Raw genomic sequence first — 13,308 nt, 5'->3', positions numbered from 1 at the left:
AGGAGACGCGATGCAGAACAAACCGACCAAGACAGCCGGACGCAAGCCACGGCGCGCATGGCTCGCCGCGATCGCGGCTGGCGCGGGGTGCGCGCTGGCGCTCTGGGGCGGGGCCGCGCAGGCGGCCTATCCCGAGCGCCCGCTCAAGCTGGTGGTGCCATATACGCCGGGCGGCTCGACCGACCAGTTCGGCCGCGCGCTGGCCGATGGCATGTCGCGCCAGCTGGGCCAGACCGTAGTGGTGGAAAACCGCCCCGGCGCGGCCACCATGATCGGCACCACCAGCGTGGCGCGCGCGCCGGCCGACGGCTACACCATGGTGCTGGCGACCAATGGCAGCATGGTGCTCAACCCGATGCTGTACAAGAAGATCCAGTACGATCCGCCCAAGGACTTCCGCATCTTCAGCATTGGCGCCGAGGCGCCGCTGGTGGTGGTCACCAACACCCGGGTGCCGGCCGGCAATATCCGCGAGTTCGCGGCCTACGCCAAGGCCGAGGGCGGCAAGCTCAACTATGCCTCGGTGGGCCTGGGCAATGCGCTGCAGCTGGCCACCGAGATGCTCAAGACCGAACTGGGCATCGGTGTCACGCACGTGCCGTACAACGGCAGCGCCCCGGCGCTGGCAGCGCTGCTGGCCAATGACGTGCAACTGATGGTGGACGTGGTCAGCACCTCGCTGCCGCATATCAAGGCGGGCAAGCTCAAGGCGCTGGCGGTCACCGGGCGCAGCCGGCTGGAGGTGCTGCCGAACGTGCCGACCGTGGCCGAAAGCGGCTATCCCAACTTCCAGGCCGCCACCTGGTTCGGCCTGGCCGTGCCCGCGCAGACGCCGCCCGAAGCGGTGGCCAGGCTGCAGGCAGCCGCCGACCACGTGCTGAAGGACCCGCAGTTCCGCGCCACTTTCAGCGCCCTCGGGCTGCTGGTGCAGCCGCCGCGCACGCAGGCCGAGATCGACCGCTATCTCGAGGCCGACCGCGCGCACTGGGGCAAGGTGATCAAGGCGAACAACATCTCGCTGGACTGACGCGTCGGCCGGGCGCGCAGGGACCGGTGGGCGATGGGCGTATAGTTTCAGCTCATCAAGGCGGCGGGGCGCGCTCCCGCCGGATGCCTGCGCCCGCCCCAGCCATGACAGATCGCGACCCCAACGATCCCAAGCCTGCCTCGTCATCGTCCGCCGCGCCGGGCGATAGCCCGGACTCCCAGGCGCAGCCCGACACCGGCGCGCCGCCATCCGATCCCCGCCTGCTGAACCAGATCAGCCGCCGCGCGCGCGTGGCGGCGTGGCGCAAGTCGCGCCAGGCCGGGCGCATCTCGCGCACCACGCTGCGCTATGCCGCGTTCATGTTCGGCGCGGGCTGCGTCGGGCTGTTCTCGCTGGTGTTCGCGTGGATCGCCGAGGTCGCGCTGCACTGGAACCGCCAGCTGACCCAGGCCACGCCGTGGCTGGCGTTCGTGATGCTGCCGTTCGGGCTGGCCGCGCTGCGCTGGCTGACCATCCGGCTGGCGCCCCAGGCGCGCGGCAGCGGCATCCCGCAGGTGATCGCGGCGGTCACCTTGCCGCCGTCGGGCCCGGCGCAGACGCTGCTGGTGTCGTTGCGCCAGTCGATGTGGAAGGTGGTGCTGACCACCGCGGCGCTGCTGGCGGGCGCCTCGGTCGGGCGCGAGGGCCCGTCGGTGCAGGTGGGTGCGGCGGCGATGCTGGCCTGGGGACGCTGGTGCCAGGAGAAGCTGCGCTTTCGCATCGGCTTTCATCCCAATGCGCTGATCGCGGCCGGCGCGGCCGGCGGGCTGGCGGCGGCGTTCAACACGCCGCTGGCCGGGGTGGTGTTCGCCATCGAGGAACTGGGCCGCGGCACCGCGGTGCGCTGGGACCGCCTGGTGCTGTCGGGCGTGCTGACCGCCGGCTTCCTGTCGCTGGCGGTGCTGGGCAACAACCCGTATTTCGTGGTCAAGGTGCCGATGCTGGGACTGCATGAGGCCTGGGGCCCGGTCCTGCTGTGCGCGCTGGTGACCGGCGTGCTGGGCGGCGTGTTCGCCAAGGCGCTCCAGGGCGGTGTGCCGGCGCTGCTGCCGGCCGCATGGCGCGACTGGCCGGGGCGGCATCCGGTGTGGACCGCGTTCGGCTGCGGCCTGGTGGTGGCGATCCTCGGCTGGGCCACCGCGGGCGCAACCTTTGGCACCGGCTATGAGCAGGCCGCGGCGCTGATCAACGGCGAATCGCAGGCGACGCTGTGGTTCGGCCTGGCCAAGCTGGTGGCGACCGTGGTGTCGTACTTCGCCGGCATCCCCGGCGGGATCTTCACGCCCGCGCTGGCGATCGGCGCGGGCATCGGCGAGAACGTCGCGCATTTCGTCGGCGGCATGGCCGAGCCGCGCGTGCTGGCGCTGGTGTCGATGGCGGCGTTCCTGGCGGCGGCCACGCAGGCGCCGATCACCGCCAGCGTGATCGTGATGGAGATGACGCGCACGCAGGACCTGACGGTGTTCCTGCTGGCGGCGTCTTTGCTGGCGTCGTTCATCTCGCGGCAGTTCTCGCCGCACCCGTTCTACCACCAGGTCGGCCACACTTTCCGGCGCGAGGCCCTGGCGCTGACGCGCAAGGCGCCGGCGGGGTAATGCCGGCGCGGCGCGCGAGTGACGGCGGCGCCGGTGCCATCGGGTAAGCTAGCGCACGCCCCCTTGTCGTTCCTTGCCGTGCGCGCCGCAAGTGAATCGTTCGCCACGATCTCGCGCCGCGCAGGAACAACCCGGCGGGGGCGGGCTCCAACCCGGAGCCTTTCACCAGGAGTCCGTTTTGAAATTCCCCGTTGCCGGGCTGGCACTTGCCGGCCTGCTGGGCGCCGCCGGCGCCAATGCTGCTACCCCCGCTGCCCCTGCCGCCACCCCCGCCTCCGCACCGGCCGCCAAGCCCTCGGCCCAGGCCGAAAACAGCGCGCTGGCGCCGCTGCTGGCCATGCTGGAAATCGGCAACCCGCTGCCGGCGCTGCCCGACTGCGCCGACAAGCGCTCGCCCGACGGCCGCGATGTCACGGGCTATTGCGTCGAACTGAAGGGCGATGGCCTGATGCGCCAGGTTGGGGTGCCGCGCGCGCAGCGCCCGGCGTTCATGGATGGCCCCTATGTGGTGGCCTTTGTCGACCGCAATGCGCTGGTCGGCCTGGTGGTACCGACCGCCGGAGCCAACTCGCAGCAGGCCGCGGCCGACAGCATCAGCGCGCTCTACGGCAAGCCCTTCCGCCAGGAGCAGGAAGACATGCGGGACAAGGCCGGCAAGACCGTCAAGACGCTGCATGCCGGCTGGATGCAGCGGCCGCTGACGGTGGAGTTGTACGCGATGCCGGAAGACCCCAGCACCGGCACCATCGAGATGCTGCTGCCGCAGGCGCGCGCGCTGATGGCGGACAAGGACGCCGAGGTCGACAAGCAGCTCAATCCGGCCTCGGCGCCGGCGGCCAAGGGCAAGACCGCCGCGGCCAAGCCCGCGCCGAAGGCGCCGGCCAAGCCGGAAAAGCCGGGCAGCTGGTAGCAGCACAGGCGGGCGGCGCTGCGCCTGCCGACAGACTCACAGTCCTTCCATCACCTTGTCCAGCCCGCGCACCACGCCGCGCACGGTGTGCACCTTGCGGATCGCCAGCAGCGCGCCGGCAACATAGGGCTTGGAGCCGTCGCCGGCTTCGTGCTTCAGGTGCAGGCGCTGGCCGTCGGCGCCGAAGATCACTTCCACGCCCAGCTGGTAGCCCGGCAGCCGCACCGCGTGCACCTGCGTGCCCGACATGGTCGCGCCGCGGGTCTCCTTCGGTCCGTTGACCTGGTCGACCGGCACCGCCTGCGCGGCGGCCTTGACCTGGCCGAGCCGGTACGCCAGCTCGCGCACCGTGCCGGAGGGTACGTCGATCTTGCCGGCCTTGGCGTAGTCGATGATCTCCCAGTGTTCCAGGTGGCGCGCCGCCATCTCGGCAAATTTCTGCAGCAGCACCACGGTGATAGCGAAATTGCCGCAGGCGAGCACGCCGCGCTCGGCCTGGCGCGCGGCCGCGTCGATCTCGGCATAGTCGTCGTCGGTCAGCCCGGAGGTGCCGACCACCACGTGCGCGCCGTGCGCCAGCGCCTGCAGGATGTTGTGCTTGGCGATGCCGGGCTTGGTGTATTCGACGTAGACGTCGTACGGCGTCTGGCCCAGCGCTTCGATGCTGGCGGCGGCCACGCCCGGGGTATCGGCATGGCCGGTCAGCTGCGCCAGGGTCTGGCCGGCGGCGCCGCGCGACAGGCCCGCCACCAGGGCCATGTCGGCCGCATGGGCCACGCCGCGCGCCAGTTCGCCGCCGGCCCAGCCGGTCACGCCGCCCACGGCGACACGGATCGGATTGCTCATGTTCTGTTGCTCCGCAAAGGCTGATGGGTCTGGCAGCATACCGCGTCAGCCGGCGGCGCGCCGGCGGTCGAGCTTGCGCGCCAGCACGATCGAGGTGGTGGTGTGGTTGACGCCGTCGAGCATGCCGATCTCGTCGAGCAGCCGGTCGAGCCGGTCATGCGTGTCGCAGCGGATCGCCACCAGGTAGTCGACCGGGCCGCTGACGGAATTGACCTCTTCGATCTCGGGCAGCCGCTGCAGCGCGCGCAGGATCGCGGGCGCGGCCTTGGGCTGCACCGACAGGCCGCAATACGCCAGGATGGCGTTGTCTTCCATGCGCTGGCCCAGCCGCACGCCGTAGCCGGCGATCACGCCGCTGCGCTCCAGCCGCGCGATGCGCGCCACCACCGTGGTGCGCGCGATCCCCAGGTGCCGCGCCAGGTTGGCGGCGCTTTCTCGGGCGTTGGCCTGCAGCAGCGACAGCAGGTGGCGGTCGGTGGTGTCGAGTTCGGTCATTGCGTCGGGATGCCTTGCCGTTTCGTTCGATTATGGCGGTTTTTCGTCGTTCTTGTGCCTTCATTGTGTCGGCAGGGCTCTCCATACTCCAGTCAACCGAATCCTTTTTCTTCTTGTGGACGGAGACACCATGCAAGCCTCGAACCTCGGCCGGCAGGCCCCGCGCGAGCTGCCCAAGGCGGCCCGCCCGTTGCACGTGACAGTGCTGGGCGCGGGCAAGATTGGCCGCACCATTGCGGCCATGCTGCACGACAGCGGCGACTACCGCGTCAGTCTGGTCGACCATGACGGGCGCCGCCTCGATGGCCTGCCGCGCGGCGTGCTGGCGCGCGCCGGCGACCCCACCGAGCCTGGCACCTGCGCCGCGCTGCTGGCCGGCGCCGATGCCGTGCTCAACGCGCTGCCGTTCCATGCCGCGATCAGCGTGGCCTCGGTGGCGGCGCGCCTGGGCGTGCATTACTTCGACCTGACCGAGGACGTCGCCGCCACCCAGGCCATCCGCCAGCTGGCGCAGGGCGCGCGCTCGGTGCTGATGCCGCAATGCGGACTGGCGCCAGGATTTATCGGCGTGGTCGGCCACGATCTCGCGCAGCGTTTCCTGCGCGGCGGCGGCGAGCTGCTGGACCTGCAGATGCGGGTGGGGGCGCTGCCGCGCTACCCGAGCAACGCGCTCAAGTACAACCTGACCTGGAGCACCGAGGGGCTGATCAACGAGTACTGCAACCCATGCGAGGCCATCGTCGACGGCCGGCGCGTCGAACTGACGGCGCTGGAAGGGCTGGAGAGCTTTGCGCTGGACGGCATCGAATATGAAGCCTTTAATACATCGGGCGGGCTCGGCACGCTGCCCGAGACGCTGGCCGGGCGCGCGCGCCATGTCGACTACAAGTCGATCCGCTATCCCGGCCACTGTGCGCTGATGAAGCTGCTGCTCAACGACCTGCGACTGCGTGAACGCCGCGACTGGCTGCGCGATATCTTCGACCGCGCCATTCCGGTGACCGAGCAGGATGTGGTGATCGTGTTCGCGACCGCCACCGGCTACCCGGCCGGAGGCGAACGCGGGCGCGGGCCGCTGACGCAGGCTTCGTTCTCGGCGCGCATCGGCGGCGTGGACGGTGAGGGCGGCCACGTCAATGCGATCCAGCTGACCACCGCCGCGGGCATCTGCACCGCGCTCGACATGGTGGCCAGCGGCGCGCTGCCGCAGGCGGGCTTCGTGCGGCAGGAGTCGATGCCGCTCGACGCCTTCCTGGCCAACCGCTTCGGCCGCCACTACACGCAGCATCCGCTCCAGGAGAGTCTCGTATGAAAGCGCAAGAGTTTGCCGCCTGCTGGGATTCGCTGGGCCTGCCGCGGCCATGGCGCGAGGGCACGCCTGCCGGTGCCGTGACGGTGCGCTCGCCGGTCGACGGCGAGGCCATCGGCCACCTGCCGCCCTGTACGCCGGCGCAGGCCGATGCGCTGATCGCGCGGGCCCACGCGGCGCAGACCACGTGGGCGCTAATGCCGGCGCCGGCGCGCGGCGAGATCGTGCGGCGCTTCGGCGAGGTGCTGCGCGAACACAAGACGGCGCTGGGCCGGCTGGTGTCGCTCGAGTCCGGCAAGATCCTGCAGGAAGGGCTGGGCGAGGTGCAGGAGATGATCGACATCTGCGATTTCGCGGTCGGCCTGTCGCGCCAGCTGCACGGGCTGACCATCGCCTCCGAGCGCCCGCAGCACGCCATGCGCGAGACCTGGCATCCGTACGGACTATGCGGCGTGATTTCGGCGTTCAACTTCCCGGTGGCGGTGTGGGCGTGGAATGCGGCGCTGGCGCTGGTGTGCGGCAACGGCGTGATCTGGAAACCGTCGGAGAAGGTGTCGCTGTGCGCGCTCGCCGCGCACGGCCTGCTGGAGCGCGTGCTGGCCGCGGCGGCGGCGCAGCACGGCGGCATCTCGGCGGTGCTGCCGGGCGGACGCAACCTGGGCACCCACCTGGTCGAGCACCCGGCGGTGCGGCTGGTCAGCGCCACCGGCTCGACCCGCATGGGCCGCGAGGTCGGCATCGCCTGCGCCGGGCACTTCAAGCGCTGCATCCTGGAGCTGGGCGGCAACAACGCCGCCATCGTCGCGCCCTCGGCCGATATCGAGCTGGCGGTGCGCGCCATCACCTTTGCCGCGGCCGGCACCGCGGGGCAGCGCTGCACCACGCTGCGCCGCTGCTTTATCCATGCCGACCTGATGGACACCATGGCGAGCCGGCTGATCACGGTGTTCGACCGGCTGCCGGTCGGCGATCCGCTGGCAGACGGCACGCTGGTCGGCCCGCTGATCGACAGCGCCGCCGGCGACGCCATGGCCAACGCGCTGGCGGCGTGCCGCGCGCAGGGCAATATCGTCACCGGCGGCGAGCGCCTGCTGGCCGACCGCTATCCGCATGCCTGCTACGTGCGGCCCGCGCTGGTGATGACCGACGCGCAGCACGACACCATGCTGAGCGAGACCTTCGCGCCGATCCTGTACCTGATGCCGTACACCTCGCTGGACGAGGCCATCGCGCTGAACAATGCCGCCGCGCACGGGCTATCGTCGTGCATCTTCACCGAATCGATGCGCGAGGCCGAGCGCTTCCTGTCGTCGGCGGGCAGCGATTGCGGCATCGCCAACGTCAATATCGGCACCAGCGGCGCGGAAATCGGCGGCGCCTTCGGCGGCGAAAAGGCGACCGGCGGCGGCCGCGAATCAGGCTCGGATGCGTGGAAGGGCTATATGCGCCGCGCTACCAACACCATCAACTACGGCGATTCGCTGCCGCTGGCACAGGGCATCCGCTTCGAAATCTGACGGCATCCCGGGGGCGGCGGCATGGCGCGTAGGGAACGGTAACAAGCGTTACACGGCTTTGACGCCGTATTACGCGTTCCGCCCGTATAACGTCAGCAAGGCAGGCACATGCCCGTTGCGACCCCAAGGATGAAATGATGAGAATGCTGACGATTGGACTGGCTGCCGGTGCGGCATCGGTGACCCTGCTGGGCGGCTGCGCCGTCTATCCCACGCCCGCCGGCCCGGCGGTCGGTCCTGCGCCGGTGTACGTCGCGCCCGCGCCGGTGGTGGTGGCGCCGCGTCCGTACTACTACGGCGGGTACGGGTACTATGGCCGCGGCTATCGCCGCTGGTAATCGGATCCCGGTAACCCGGGGGCCGGACTCAGTTCCCGGCCGCGTCGCCGGCCCGGGCGTTCAGCCCGCCCCAGCTGGGTGCGAGGGTCTGCCCGATCTGCGGCAGGTCCACCAGGTCCAGCACGCGCCCGACCGTATGGTCAACCAGTTCGGCAATGCTCTGCGGCTTCTGGTAGAAGCCCGGCACCGGCGGGAACACGATCCCGCCCATTTCCGTCACCGCCGTCATGTTGCGCAGGTGCGCAAGGTTCAGCGGCGTTTCCCGCACCATCAGCACCAGCTTGCGGCGTTCCTTGAGCGTGACGTCGGCGGCGCGGGTGATCAGGTTGTCCGAGAAACCATGCGCGATTGCCGCCAGCGTGCGCATCGAGCACGGCGCCACCACCATGGCCTGGGCGCGGAACGAGCCGCTGGCGATGGTCGCGCCGATGTCGCGCACGTTGTGCACCACGCTGGCCAGCGCTTCGACCTCGGCGCGGCCGATGTCCAGCTCGTGCTGCAGGTTCATCACGCCGGCCGGCGAAATCAGCAGGTGCGTTTCCACCGCGGGCGCCGCGCGCAGCACCTGCAGCAGGCGCACGCCGTAGATGGCCCCGGTGGCGCCGGTGATGGCGACGATCAGCCGTTGCGGTGTGCCGCCAGCCCCGGACATGGCGGGACTCAGCCCTTCAGCAGGGTTTGCAGTTCGCCGTTCTGGTACATCTCCATCATGATGTCCGAGCCGCCGATGAACTCGCCGTTCACATAGAGCTGGGGAATGGTCGGCCAGTTGGCGTATTCCTTGATGCCCTGGCGGATGCCTTCGTCGTCCAGCACGTTGACCGTGGTCGGCGCATCGACGCCGCAGGCCTTCAGGATCTGGATGGCGCGGCCGGAGAAGCCGCACATCGGGAATTGCGCGGTGCCCTTCATGAACAGGACTACCGGGTTGCCCTTGACGATCTGGTCGATCTGTTGCTGCACGTCGCTCATGGTTTGCTTTTCAGTGGGGCGAAGCCGTGTCGCGGGCGCCGCCTGGGGAGGAAGGGATACCGTGCGGCCGGGCCGCACGGCGGGAATCTGACGCCGATTTTACCGGAATCGCCGCGGCGCTTCAGGGTGCCGCGGACGTACCGGCGGGTTGCGCGCCCGGCCAGCGTCCGCCGGTGCAGCGCTCCAGCCCGGCCAGGTCGCGCGCGGTGAAGACCTCGTCGAAGCCGCCGGCTTGCAGCAGCAGGCGCGTGGCCGCCGCCTGGTCATAGCCGTGTTCCATCAGCAGCCAGCCGCCCGGCAGCAGCCGCGCGCCGGCGCCGCCGACGATGGCGCGCAAGTCGGAGAGGCCGTCGTCGTGGTCGGTCAGCGCGTCGATCGGCTCGAAGCGCAGGTCGCCTTCGGCCAGGTGCGGGTCGCCCGCGGCGATATAGGGCGGGTTGCTGACGATCAGGTGGAAGCGCAGGTCCGGCGGCAGCGCCGCGTACCAGTCCGAGACCAGGAACTCGATATGCTCGGCGCCCAGCGCGCGGGCATTGTCCTGCGCCACCATCAGCGCGCCGGGCGAGATATCGGTGGCCCAGACCCGCGCGTCGCGCCGCTCACGCGCAAGCGTCACGGCAAGGATGCCGGAGCCCGTGCCGAGGTCCAGCACATTGGGCTGCGGCACCGTGGCCAGGCGCGCCAGCGCGGCTTCTGCGGCAACCTCGGTATCGGGGCGCGGGATCAGCACGTCGGGCGTGACCCGGAACTTGCGGCCGAAGAACTCGCGTTCGCCGATCAGGTAGGCCATCGGCTCGCCCGCCAGCCGTCGCGCCAGCAGCGTCGCAAACGCGTCGCGCTGCGCGATGGTCAGCACGTCGGTGTCGCGCGTGATCAGCTGCGTGCGGCTCAGGCCGGTGACATGGGTCAGCAGCATGCGCGCTTCCAGCGCAGGCAGGCCGGCCATGGCGGCGAGGGTCTGGGCCTCGCGCAGCGTGGGGGTTGCCGGCAGCGCGGTGGAGTCGGGGGTGGACATCGAGTGGGTAAAAGACGGTTCTGGTGCCGGCTACAAAAAACCCCACCGGTGCGGGACCTGGCGGGGCTTTGGGGCGGTGCTCTGGTGAAACTTCCGGCTTCGTGCCAGTGTACCGCTCATCGGCGGCGGCGGGCGCAATGCCCCCGCCGGGGCGATTACTTATTGACGGCGTCCTTGGCCTTGTCCGCGCCGGCGTTGACGGCATCCTTGGCGGCCTGCTTGGCATGCTCCATGGCGTTGCCGGCGTCTTCCTTGGCCTTCTCCGCGGCGGCGGAAGCGTTGGAGGCGGCGTCGCTGGCGGCAGCCTTGGCGGCATCTGCGGCGTTGCTGGCGGCAGCGGCGGCATCGCTTGCGGCGGCCTTGGCGGATTCCGCGGCGCTTTGCATCGCGCTCTCGGCGTTCGAGGCGGCGGGCGGCGCTTCTTCCTTCTTGCTGCAAGCGGCCATGGCCGCGGTGATCATCAACAGCGCGAGCAGTTTTTTCATGATTTCGTCCTAACTATGTTCTCGGGAGTGACTACCCGGCACCATTCTCCGTTTGCCGGTCGAAATCGATTATAGACAGCGACTTTACCCCCGCCAGTGCTGTTTCAAGCATTTACAACAGATACAAAGACATAGGCGACTTTACGCGTTGTTCATCGCCGAAGCATCGACTGGGTGTCATAAAGGCGCGCTCAGGCGTCTTCGCCCAGCGCCGCCAGCTGGTCCGCCTGATGCTCGGCGGACAGCGCCGACAGCAGCTCGTCCATGTCGCCGTCCATGATCATGTCGATCTTGTACAGCGTCAGGTTGATGCGGTGGTCGGTCACGCGGCCCTGCGGGAAGTTGTAGGTGCGGATGCGGTCGCTGCGGTCGCCCGAGCCGATCAGGTTGCGCCGGGTGCTGGCCTCGCGCGCCTGCGCGGCGCGCGCCTGCATGTCCTTGATGCGGGCGGCGAGCACCTTCATCGCCTTGTCCTTGTTGCGGTGCTGGCTGCGGTCGTCCTGGCACTCGACCACGATGCCGGTGGGCAGGTGGGTCAGTCGTACCGCGGAATCGGTCTTGTTGACGTGCTGGCCGCCCGCGCCGGAGGCGCGGAAGGTGTCGATGCGCAGGTCGGCCGGGTTGATCTCGACCTCGCCGACCTCGTCTGCTTCGGGCATCACGGCAACCGTGCAGGCGGAGGTATGGATGCGGCCCTGCGCCTCGGTCGCGGGCACGCGCTGAACGCGATGTCCGCCCGATTCGAACTTCAGCCGCGAAAACGCGGCATCGCCGGCGATCCGGATGATCACTTCCTTGTAGCCGCCCAGGTCTGATTCCGATTCGCTCATGACCTCGACCTGCCAGCGCTGCCGTTCGGCATAGCGCGTGTACATCCGCAGCAGATCGGCGGCGAACAGCGCGCTCTCCTCGCCGCCGGTGCCGGCGCGGATTTCGAGCAGCAGGTTGCGGTCGTCGTTCGGGTCCCTGGGCAAAAGCAGGCGCTGCAGGCTGGCCTGCAGCGCTTCGAGCCGGTCGCGCGCGGCGGCGATCTCGTCGGCGGCAAAATCCTTCATCTCCGGATCGTCGAGCAGGGCCTGCGCGGTGGCGAGGTCGTCCTGGGCCTGCCGGTACTGGCCGTATTGCTCGGCCACGGGCGACAGCTCCGCATGTTCGCGGCTGAGCTTGCGGTACTGGTCGATATTGGCGGTCGCGTCTTCGCGCGCGAGCAGGGCGTTGACTTCGTCGAGTCGCTCGGCCAGTTGGTCGAGCTTGGCAAGCATGCTGGCTTTCATCGGGGCGGACAGGGAATGGGGTGGGCCGGGCCGCGCGTGCGATGGCGGCGGCGAAGGCGTGCCGGGCGCGGGGCGCCGGCAAGGCGAGCGCGGCTAGCGCTCGGAGTGGCTGCTGTGGCGGAACAGGCCCGGCACCAGGCGCAGCAGCGCCTCGCGGTCCTCGCCCTGGGTGTGGTTGAGCGCGTGCGTGGGGCCGTGCAGGAACTTGCGCGTGAGCGCGCCGGAGAGCGCCTCGAGCACGGCCTGCGGATCGTCGCCGCGCGCCAGCATGCGGCGCGCGCGCTCCAGTTCGGCCTGGCGGATGGCTTCGCCGCTGCTCTGCAGTTCGCGGATGACCGGCACCACGCTGCGGGTTTCCAGCCAGTGCATGAAGTTCTGCACGCGGCTTTCGATGATGGCTTCGGCCTGCGCCACCGCGGCCTGGCGCAGGGCGTTGCCTTCGCGCACGACCGCGCCGAGGTCGTCGACGGTATAGAGGAAGACGTCGTCCAGGCGCGCGACTTCGGGCTCGACGTCGCGCGGCACGGCCAGGTCGACCATCATGATGGGGCGGTGCTTGCGGCGCTTGACCGCGCGCTCCACCGCGCCCAGGCCGATGATCGGCAGCGAGCTGGCGGTGCACGACACCACGATGTCGAACTCATGCAGGCGTTCGCCCAGTTCCGACAGGCGGATCGCGTTGGCCGTCAGGCCCTGGCCGCTGAGCTGCTCGGCCAGCTTTTCGCCACGTTCCACGGTGCGGTTGGCCACCACGATCTGGCGCGGCTGCTGCGCGGCAAAGTGGGTGGCGCACAGCTCGATCATCTCGCCCGCGCCGATAAACAGCACGCGCTGGGTCGAGACGCTTTCAAAGATCCGCTGTGCCAGCCGCACCGCGGCCGCGGCCATCGACACCGAATGCGCGCCGATCTCGGTCTGCCCGCGCACTTCCTTGGCCACCGCGAAGGTGCGCTGGAACAGCTGGTTCAGGTACGTGCCGAGCGAGCCGGCTTCGCCGGCGGTGCGCACCGCGTCCTTGAGCTGGCCCAGGATCTGGGTCTCGCCCAGCACCATCGAATCCAGCCCGCTGGCCACGCGGAAGGCGTGGCGCACGGCTTCGGACTGCGGCAGCGCGTACAGGTGCGGGGCCAGTTCGCCGGCGGGCACGTTGTGGTGCTGCGACAGCCAGCGCAGGGTGTGCTCGAAGCCATCCGTGCCCGGCGTCAGCACGTCGGTCGCGCAGTAGATCTCGGTGCGGTTGCAGGTGGACAGGATCGCGGCTTCGGTGCCGCTGCGCCCCGACAGGTGGGAGCGCAGGGCCCCCAGCGCCGGCTTGATCTGCTCGAGCGGAAACGCCACCCGCTCGCGCAGCGAGACGGGTGCCGTGGTGTGATTGATGCCGATCGCGAGCAGTTGCATTGTTGGGGACTGGTGTGGCCCGGAGCGCGGCCGGACCGGATGTCATTATACCGCCGGGACCGATCATTGCAGTCGCCCGCCGCGGTAGGTGGCAGGGGCAACGGATTGCAGTATCGTTACGCCGCGG

General features: G+C 69.9%; 14 protein-coding genes. 6 read left to right on the top strand and 8 right to left on the bottom strand.

All coding sequences use genetic code 11. The features are described from left to right. The first annotated feature begins 10 nt into the window (after nucleotides 1-10). The 3 genes from U9J39_RS18990 (at nucleotide 11) to U9J39_RS18980 (ending at nucleotide 3,532) form a co-directional block, all read left to right on the top strand. The gene (locus U9J39_RS18990) at nucleotides 11-1,027 is read left to right on the top strand and encodes a Bug family tripartite tricarboxylate transporter substrate binding protein (RefSeq protein ID WP_326347766.1); all 1,017 of its coding nucleotides are present in this window, start codon (nucleotides 11-13) and stop codon (nucleotides 1,025-1,027) included. 104 nt (nucleotides 1,028-1,131) lie between these two features. Beyond that, nucleotides 1,132-2,622: a chloride channel protein gene (locus U9J39_RS18985; RefSeq protein ID WP_116313152.1), complete on the top strand. Its 1,491-nt coding sequence runs from the start codon at nucleotides 1,132-1,134 to the stop codon at nucleotides 2,620-2,622. A 178-nt stretch (nucleotides 2,623-2,800) separates the two neighbouring features. Next, complete coding sequence (locus U9J39_RS18980) at nucleotides 2,801-3,532, top strand: hypothetical protein (RefSeq protein ID WP_116313151.1); 732 nt, start codon at nucleotides 2,801-2,803, stop codon at nucleotides 3,530-3,532. A gap of 36 nt (nucleotides 3,533-3,568) precedes the next feature. On the opposite strand, the gene dapB is transcribed toward U9J39_RS18980, so the two are convergent. Together dapB and U9J39_RS18970 are read right to left on the bottom strand one after the other, a co-directional pair. Next, on the bottom strand, nucleotides 3,569-4,378 hold the full coding sequence (gene dapB / locus U9J39_RS18975) for a 4-hydroxy-tetrahydrodipicolinate reductase (protein WP_115711005.1): 810 nt from the start codon (nucleotides 4,376-4,378) through the stop codon (nucleotides 3,569-3,571). A 45-nt stretch (nucleotides 4,379-4,423) separates the two neighbouring features. After that, on the bottom strand, nucleotides 4,424-4,873 hold the full coding sequence (locus tag U9J39_RS18970) for an Lrp/AsnC family transcriptional regulator (protein WP_010809873.1): 450 nt from the start codon (nucleotides 4,871-4,873) through the stop codon (nucleotides 4,424-4,426). Nucleotides 4,874-5,003: 130 nt separating this feature from the next. On the opposite strand from U9J39_RS18970, the gene U9J39_RS18965 reads away from it, so the two are divergent. From U9J39_RS18965 to U9J39_RS18955, 3 genes are all read left to right on the top strand, one after another. After that, on the top strand, nucleotides 5,004-6,185 hold the full coding sequence (locus tag U9J39_RS18965) for a saccharopine dehydrogenase C-terminal domain-containing protein (protein ID WP_326347763.1): 1,182 nt from the start codon (nucleotides 5,004-5,006) through the stop codon (nucleotides 6,183-6,185). After that, nucleotides 6,182-7,699, top strand: a complete 1,518-nt coding sequence (gene amaB, locus U9J39_RS18960) for an L-piperidine-6-carboxylate dehydrogenase (protein ID WP_326347762.1) — start codon at nucleotides 6,182-6,184, stop codon at nucleotides 7,697-7,699. The genes U9J39_RS18965 and amaB overlap by 4 nt, the downstream gene beginning before the upstream one ends. A 143-nt stretch (nucleotides 7,700-7,842) precedes the next feature. After that, nucleotides 7,843-8,037 carry a hypothetical protein gene (locus U9J39_RS18955; RefSeq protein ID WP_112776756.1) on the top strand — a complete coding sequence of 65 codons (195 nt, stop codon included), beginning with the start codon at nucleotides 7,843-7,845 and terminating at the stop codon, nucleotides 8,035-8,037. A 28-nt stretch (nucleotides 8,038-8,065) separates the two neighbouring features. Here U9J39_RS18955 and U9J39_RS18950 read toward each other — a convergent pair whose 3' ends face one another. The 6 genes from U9J39_RS18950 to hemA form a co-directional block, all read right to left on the bottom strand. After that, nucleotides 8,066-8,689 carry a UbiX family flavin prenyltransferase gene (locus U9J39_RS18950; protein ID WP_012354020.1) on the bottom strand — a complete coding sequence of 208 codons (624 nt, stop codon included), beginning with the start codon at nucleotides 8,687-8,689 and terminating at the stop codon, nucleotides 8,066-8,068. An 8-nt stretch (nucleotides 8,690-8,697) separates the two neighbouring features. Further along, nucleotides 8,698-9,009, bottom strand: coding sequence for a Grx4 family monothiol glutaredoxin (gene grxD, locus U9J39_RS18945; protein ID WP_012354019.1), 312 nt, complete (start codon nucleotides 9,007-9,009; stop codon nucleotides 8,698-8,700). Nucleotides 9,010-9,130: 121 nt separating this feature from the next. Beyond that, the gene (gene prmC / locus U9J39_RS18940) at nucleotides 9,131-10,024 is read right to left on the bottom strand and encodes a peptide chain release factor N(5)-glutamine methyltransferase (RefSeq protein ID WP_116313147.1); all 894 of its coding nucleotides are present in this window, start codon (nucleotides 10,022-10,024) and stop codon (nucleotides 9,131-9,133) included. Nucleotides 10,025-10,179: 155 nt separating this feature from the next. Next, nucleotides 10,180-10,509, bottom strand: coding sequence for a hypothetical protein (locus tag U9J39_RS18935; protein WP_018005248.1), 330 nt, complete (start codon nucleotides 10,507-10,509; stop codon nucleotides 10,180-10,182). Nucleotides 10,510-10,700: 191 nt separating this feature from the next. Continuing rightward, entirely contained in the window at nucleotides 10,701-11,783 is a 1,083-nt protein-coding gene (prfA, locus tag U9J39_RS18930; RefSeq protein WP_092317999.1) for a peptide chain release factor 1, read from the bottom strand. A gap of 93 nt (nucleotides 11,784-11,876) precedes the next feature. Beyond that, nucleotides 11,877-13,181 carry a glutamyl-tRNA reductase gene (gene hemA / locus U9J39_RS18925; RefSeq protein ID WP_115710996.1) on the bottom strand — a complete coding sequence of 435 codons (1,305 nt, stop codon included), beginning with the start codon at nucleotides 13,179-13,181 and terminating at the stop codon, nucleotides 11,877-11,879. Nucleotides 13,182-13,308 lie beyond the last annotated feature (127 nt).

Source organism: Cupriavidus sp. SS-3, assembly GCF_035818815.1.
Taxonomy (GTDB): Bacteria; Pseudomonadota; Gammaproteobacteria; order Burkholderiales; family Burkholderiaceae; genus Cupriavidus; species Cupriavidus taiwanensis_C.
The sequence above is the reverse complement of the archived record's forward strand: the minus strand, read 5'-3'. Positions and strand labels throughout refer to the sequence as shown.

Coding starts and splice junctions, on each gene's coding strand:
- amaB (WP_326347762.1), top strand. CDS start 6,182: ATGAAAGCGCAAGAGTTTGCCGCCTGCTGGGATTCGCTGGGCCTGCCG.
- dapB (WP_115711005.1), bottom strand. CDS start 4,378: ATGAGCAATCCGATCCGTGTCGCCGTGGGCGGCGTGACCGGCTGGGCC.
- U9J39_RS18970 (WP_010809873.1), bottom strand. CDS start 4,873: ATGACCGAACTCGACACCACCGACCGCCACCTGCTGTCGCTGCTGCAG.
- grxD (WP_012354019.1), bottom strand. CDS start 9,009: ATGAGCGACGTGCAGCAACAGATCGACCAGATCGTCAAGGGCAACCCG.
- prfA (WP_092317999.1), bottom strand. CDS start 11,783: ATGAAAGCCAGCATGCTTGCCAAGCTCGACCAACTGGCCGAGCGACTC.
- U9J39_RS18955 (WP_112776756.1), top strand. CDS start 7,843: ATGCTGACGATTGGACTGGCTGCCGGTGCGGCATCGGTGACCCTGCTG.
- U9J39_RS18965 (WP_326347763.1), top strand. CDS start 5,004: ATGCAAGCCTCGAACCTCGGCCGGCAGGCCCCGCGCGAGCTGCCCAAG.
- U9J39_RS18935 (WP_018005248.1), bottom strand. CDS start 10,509: ATGAAAAAACTGCTCGCGCTGTTGATGATCACCGCGGCCATGGCCGCT.
- U9J39_RS18990 (WP_326347766.1), top strand. CDS start 11: ATGCAGAACAAACCGACCAAGACAGCCGGACGCAAGCCACGGCGCGCA.
- U9J39_RS18985 (WP_116313152.1), top strand. CDS start 1,132: ATGACAGATCGCGACCCCAACGATCCCAAGCCTGCCTCGTCATCGTCC.
- hemA (WP_115710996.1), bottom strand. CDS start 13,181: ATGCAACTGCTCGCGATCGGCATCAATCACACCACGGCACCCGTCTCG.
- prmC (WP_116313147.1), bottom strand. CDS start 10,024: ATGTCCACCCCCGACTCCACCGCGCTGCCGGCAACCCCCACGCTGCGC.
- U9J39_RS18950 (WP_012354020.1), bottom strand. CDS start 8,689: ATGTCCGGGGCTGGCGGCACACCGCAACGGCTGATCGTCGCCATCACC.